Source organism: Staphylococcus sp. HMSC056G08 (genome assembly GCF_001812305.1).
Taxonomy (GTDB): domain Bacteria; phylum Bacillota; class Bacilli; order Staphylococcales; family Staphylococcaceae; genus Staphylococcus; species Staphylococcus simulans.
The window spans coordinates 1-6,322 of the sequence record NZ_KV808462.1; the positions used below are offsets into that span (position 1 = coordinate 1).

At 32.7% G+C, this 6,322-nt stretch carries 4 protein-coding genes; all 4 read right to left on the minus strand.

Going from position 1 to position 6,322, the window contains the following annotated elements; genetic code table 11:
- Positions 1-147: 147 nt before the first annotated feature.
- Complete coding sequence (locus HMPREF2846_RS05570) at positions 148-249, minus strand: SE2200 family small protein (protein ID WP_070626062.1); 102 nt, start codon at positions 247-249, stop codon at positions 148-150.
- A 34-nt stretch (positions 250-283) separates the two neighbouring features.
- Positions 284-1,783: an L-lactate dehydrogenase (quinone) gene (gene lqo / locus HMPREF2846_RS05575; protein WP_070626064.1), complete on the minus strand. Its 1,500-nt coding sequence runs from the start codon at positions 1,781-1,783 to the stop codon at positions 284-286.
- Between the two features lie 133 nt (positions 1,784-1,916).
- Positions 1,917-3,521, minus strand: coding sequence for an L-lactate permease (locus tag HMPREF2846_RS05580; RefSeq protein ID WP_070626066.1), 1,605 nt, complete (start codon positions 3,519-3,521; stop codon positions 1,917-1,919).
- Between the two features lie 446 nt (positions 3,522-3,967).
- Positions 3,968-6,322 (minus strand): Rib/alpha-like domain-containing protein (locus tag HMPREF2846_RS05585; protein ID WP_141751866.1); only part of this gene is annotated, 2,355 nt, incomplete at its 5' end.

A 6,322-nucleotide genomic window follows, 5' to 3' on the forward strand; every position in this document is an offset into this window, starting at 1 on the left:
TATCACCAGTCCTAAATAGTATAGAGCCCTTTTTCTTCCATTAAAAATTCATTTGAATGAACTAAGTAAATATCAAAAATTAACAACATAATCTAAATTCTAAGGTAAAACAATATATGTTCATGCTAATCTTTATATAATTATCTATTAATATTCTATGTTAGGTGCCTTATTTACATGAGCTTGATAACGTTTTAATCCCAAAAAGGCAACAATAACAACTATTGAAATTGTTAATAATTTGTTCATAAGAAACCTCCTATATATCAATCTATGATATAAATTATTTGCTACTCATATAATAATTTAATTCTAAGTCTTTTGATGTTTGTTGGCGTGTTTTTCTCATCAGTTCGATATCCTCAATTAACGATCTACCGTATGACGGAATCATTTTTTTAATAATCGGCATCCATTGTTCTTCATATTCTGGGAAATTCTTTTCGATCACTTCTAATGCTACAGATACTGAAGTTGAAGCACCAGGAGATTCACCTAATAAAGCGATAACTGAATGGTCTGCAGAGTTAACTACTTCAGTGCCAAATTGAATAAATCCTTTTCCATACTCTGGAGTATCTTTAATAACCTGAACACGTTTACCAGCAGTATATAATTGCCAATCTTCATCACGAGCTTCCGGATAGAATGTACGTAAATGATTCATACAACCTTCTTTAGTCATTAAAATTTGATCAAATGAATATTTAATTAATGGTAAGTTTTTAACCGCTGAAGCTAACAATGTCATAATATTGTATGGCTTGACTGATTTAAATAAATCTAAGTTAGAACCATTTTTTAAAAACTTAGGTCCTACACTAGCAAACGGACCAAACAATAGTGTGCGTTCTCCATCAATATAACGTGTATCCAAGTGAGGTACAGTCATAGGAGGTGTGCCTGGCGGTTCTTTACCGTAAACTTTGGCATCATGCTTTTCAATAACAGAAGGATTTGTACAGATTAAAAACTGTCCTGTAATAGGGAAGCCACCTAAGTTTTTACTTTCAGGAATGCCTGTCTTTTGTAATAGTGGAATTGCACCACCACCTGCACCAATAAATACGTAATCTGCAAGTTCTGTTTTAATATTTCCGCTATTACGTTGACGTACTTTAACTTCCCATTTACCATCTTTACGATGATTAAAATCAATAACTTCATGATTGTATTGGACATTTGCATTTGGATGTTCCTCAATACTCTTAGCCATTTTACGAGTAAGTTCTCCGAAATTGACATCTGTTCCTTCATCAATTTTACTTGCAGCCATAATGTCACTAGCACTATGCCCTTGCATCATTAATGGAATCCATTTTCTCATTTCTTCAATATTTTCGGTATATTCAATGTTGTCAAACATTGGAGCATCTTTCATAGCATGATAACGATCTTTTAAGAATTGAACGTTATTTTTTCCTCGCACGAAACTAATATGAGGTAGTGGTTTGATAAACTCTTTTGGATTAGAGATATTATTACTCTTTACTAAATAGCTCCAGAATTGTTTTGAAATTTCAAATTGCTCATTAATCTCTTTTGCTTTCTCAATATCAATCGAACCATCAGGTTGTCTCACAGTATAGTTTAATTCACATAATGCTGCGTGACCTGTTCCTGCATTATGACGCTCGTTTGAGCTTTCAATCCCAGGTCGATCTAGGCGCTCATAAAGTTTTATTTTCCAATTTGGTTCTAATTCTTTAAGCATAGAACTAAAAGTAGTACTTAAAACACCAGCGCCAATGACAACAACTGTTTTTGACTCTTTATTATTCATAATTGACTCCCTTTCTTATTTGAGTACAGAAAACATTGTAATACAAAAACCATATTAATGAAAATACTAATTTTCAATATAAATCATTCATTTATGGAATATAAGCCTAAAATTATCATAGTGTCATAATACCTCAAGTTATAAAAATACTAAGAATAAATGTCCAAATACACACAAATATAAGGAGGCCTATACTAAAACGCATAGTCATTTTCATCAAGCGTGATTCCTTCCCCACTTCATTAACTGCTGCGGTAGCAATGGCAATGGATTGTGGCGATACAATTTTAGCTGTCACACCACCAGCAACATTAGCGGCCACCAATAAAGAAGCTTTAATATCAATCTGAGTCGCAACTGATGCTTGGATAGGTGCAAAGAGAACATTATTATTTACAACAGATCCTGTCATAAATACACCAATCCATCCTAATATCGGAGATAACAACGGGAAAATAGAACCAGACTTAGAAATACCCTGTCCCATTGCACTACTTAAACCACCGTAAGTTGTCACCTTAGATACTGCTAAAATAAAACAAATTGTAAGTACAGAAATCCATAACTCTTTAAATGTAACACCTAATAATTTACCAGCACTTTTAAAATTCATGTTTTTAGCAATGATAATTGTTAAAATTACTGTAATCAAAATGGCTGTACCAGTTTGTGCAATAAAGTTAAATGTCAAAATATTAGGTGTATGAGTAACATCATTCATCGTACCAGGAACATTAAATTTAACAACCAATGAACTGAATAAGCCATCTTTTTCAAATAGCTTTTTGAAGAATGATGAACTCCAAATAAGAACAACAAAAGTTAGAATAATGAATGGGCTCCACGCATAAACAATATCTTTCAATGAATGTTTAGTTACAGATGGAGTATTTTCATCTTTATGTAATCTAAAGATGTTTTTAGGTTGGATTTTTTTAGATACTAGCGCTAACACTATCATGCTTACTAAACCAGGAATAATATCTGCAAGTGCTGATACATCTAAACTTGTAATAACAAGTTGCAAGAATGTATAAGTAAAAGAAACTATTAAAGTAAGTAACCAAGTTTCTTTTACACCTTTAAATCCATCAATCATAAACATTAATAGAAATGGTATAAAAAAACTAATAAAATCAAGCGTTAAATTACCAATCAATGCTACTTCCGTTGAAGTAACATTTCCAGATAAACTTAACGTATCAATAATTGATATTGGTATTCCAACTGCTCCGTAGGCACCTGCAGCAGCATTAGCCACCAAACAATACATAGCTGCCTCTAATGGCTTGAATCCCAGTTGAGTAAGTAATACAGCACATATCGCAATGGGTACACCAAAACCAGCTGCTCCTTCTAAAAATGCATTAAATACAAAACCAATAAGCAGTAATTGAATACGTTGATCTTGTGAAATACTTGAAATACTATCTTGGACAATATCAAACTGTCCACTCTCAGTTGAAATTTTATATAACCATACAGCCATAATAATAATAAAACCAATAGGAATAACTCCTTGGTAAAAACCTTCCAGTACAGCACCGCCAGCAATACTTATTGGAAGTTTAAAAACAACTAAAGCAACTATTATTGTCACTATTAAAGTTGATAATGCTGCATAAACACCTTTCATTTTAAATACTATTAAAAATAATAGAAATAAAATGATAGGTACAGCAGCAACAATTGATGATAAAAGCAAATTATTAAATGGATCAAATGAATGTACTAACATTGAACCCCTCATTTCTCAATAAATAATTATTCATACATTTTGATTTATAAATAACTTCAAATAAACAAAAATCATCTGAACCCAAATTTAAAATACAACTTATATTTATTATCTATCTCCTTTAATTTCAGTAGTTAACATCATTAATATTCACTTTTTTATTATAGACGAAAACCTCAAGATTTTGTATATTTAAAATTTTATATCCATCAATGAACTCAAGGTATTTATTATCTATATTTTTCACACTCAGTGCTTTTTATAAGAAAAATTCATATGTTCCACCTATTATCATAAGATAAATTGCATTTAGTTCTTTTTATATTGCAAAACATTTTCATTTCCTATTTGAAAAGTAAAAAGGCCTGTAGGTGATATTAAACATCATTCTACAGACCTTTATAAAATCTATATCATCTATTACAAATATCTTAATGACTTACATATTAATTGTCATTATTTTTTTTACGTCTTCCAAATAACAATAAACTTCCAAGTACTGCAAATAAAGAACCAAATAAAGTCGCATTACTTTGATCTGTTTGTTGTCCTGTTTCTGGTAATTCTTTTTTAGCAGGAACAGAATTACCTTTTGAATTTTTAGGCGATTTAGTAATTGCACTATTATCCGCTTGTTTTTTTGTTGTGACTGATACTGTCACATGATCTTTTGTACCGTCTGGGTATGTCACTGTTACTGGAACTTCTACTGTACCAGGTGTTTTACCATCCGGTAACGTACTTGGATCGTCTACTGTGATCGTCGGTGTACCTTTGTCTGATGGATAATCCGGAATTGTTACTGCTCCTGTTACATCATCCTCAGTTGTTGGTGTTCCGTAATCTTTTGTGACTTCGTCTGTTGTTGGTTCATACACTTCATTATCTGGTTGTTGGTCTGTAATAGAGAATGAATCAATAGCTAATGCTGTAGTTAATGATTCTGTAGAAACACCTTGTTTGAATACTGCAGATGAGAATACGTCTGATACTTTTGCATCTTCTGGTACTGTTAAAGGTACTGAACCTACTGTTCCATCTTCTGCAGAAGTTACATTAACTGGATCTCCGAATTTTTCGCCATTTTTGAACCATTGCACTTGATATTCACGATTTGGTAATAAGCCACCTGTTCTAGATTCTGCAGTATCACCTGGTCTAGCTAATTCATCTGTTGAGTTATAATTCGTGATGTCGTGCATTGGTTGTGGTGCTAAAAGTGCAAAATCCACGCCTGATGTGTTATATGAGCTTAGAGCACTTGGTCCAATTGGTAAAACATCATCACTAAGCTCTTCAAACATGTTAGTTTGGAAATTATTACTCCAAATAGCATAGTCTTCAACAAGCGGTGTAACATATACGTAATCAGAGTTGATATGTCTGTGTTTTTGTCCAATCGTTCCATTCCAAGCCATTAAGTTATTATGGGAAACGTCTTTATCAGCTACAACTTTACCATACTCTTCATCTGAGATAGTTTTAGAAATGCTTGTACCTGAATTTTGTTTATAAGCACTAATACCATAAATACCTTTGAACGGAATGTAATAATCACCGTTAGAATCTACATTTGCTACAACAGTTTCAGCAATGTGTGATCCTACACCATTTTTCGCTTCATAATCAGCGATAATTTGTGCTTGTGCAGCTTTGAAATCATCTAATGTATAACCACTGTGTTCTTTTTTCCAAGTATCAAATAATCTAGTTACTTCGTCATTTACATATGATGCAGCGACTTTTGTATTAGTTGCATTAACATCCCAAGTATCTTTACCCCAACGTCTTGCATCAGAGCCATTAGGATCCCCGTTTTCATACCATACGTTACCGCGAATTGTACCGTAATTACCTGTATTTTCAAATTGGCCATTTGAAGTACCAGATGTTGTACGTTCATTTTCTGGTTTTAGTAACCAATCAACATTATTATGTTTTTCTTGAAGTACAACGTGTGAGTTAACAATTCTATTGACTCCTGCTGTAAAGTCCCAAGATTCATTTTTTCTAGTTAAACGATCGTGATAACCATACATTTGGTCACCGTGTTTAACAACATCGTATTTAGATGGATCTGGATTTTTAACCCAAGTTCTTATAGCGAATTTGGAGTCTCCTGCTAATTTAAATTTATAAGTATTGCCATTCTCATCTGTAACTGGTTTGGATAAGTCAAATGCAAATGAGCCATCTGGGTTTGTAGTAGTGTAATATACTGGAGATACAAAACCTTTTCCGTTTACCCATTGTAAGTAAACATTAACTCCTGGCAATGGTACTGCATCTTTTTGAGAAGAATCTGAGTGATTACCATTTCTATAGACCCATGCTTTACCACTATAAGTTTGTTTTTTAGTAGCATCACCTGGTGAGTATATAGCACTATTTTCTGCTAATTCTTGTAAATCTGACGTATTAGCACGATCCATTACCATTGCTCTATTACGTAACAAGTTTCTAACAGGTGTGTTAGAAGTTGTCTTCGTTTTAGAAGATGTGTTTGTTGTATTAGCAACTACTGGAGTTGAATATTGATCATTAGTTGCCGATTTTTCTTTAATTAAAGCAGCTAAAATTTCATTTTCATCAGCTTTATTAACACCTTGTTTATTTAAAGCAGCTAAAATTTCGTCCTCAGATACTCCTGTTTCATTTGCTACATTCTTAACTTCATTTACAGTTTCTTTTTCTGAAATTGGTTGATTTGTTGTAGTTTCTTTAGTCGCTTCTTCTGTTGAGGGTTGTTCTGTTGTACTTTCTTTACTTGCCTTCTCTTCTGTTGAAGGCTGTTCTGTTGT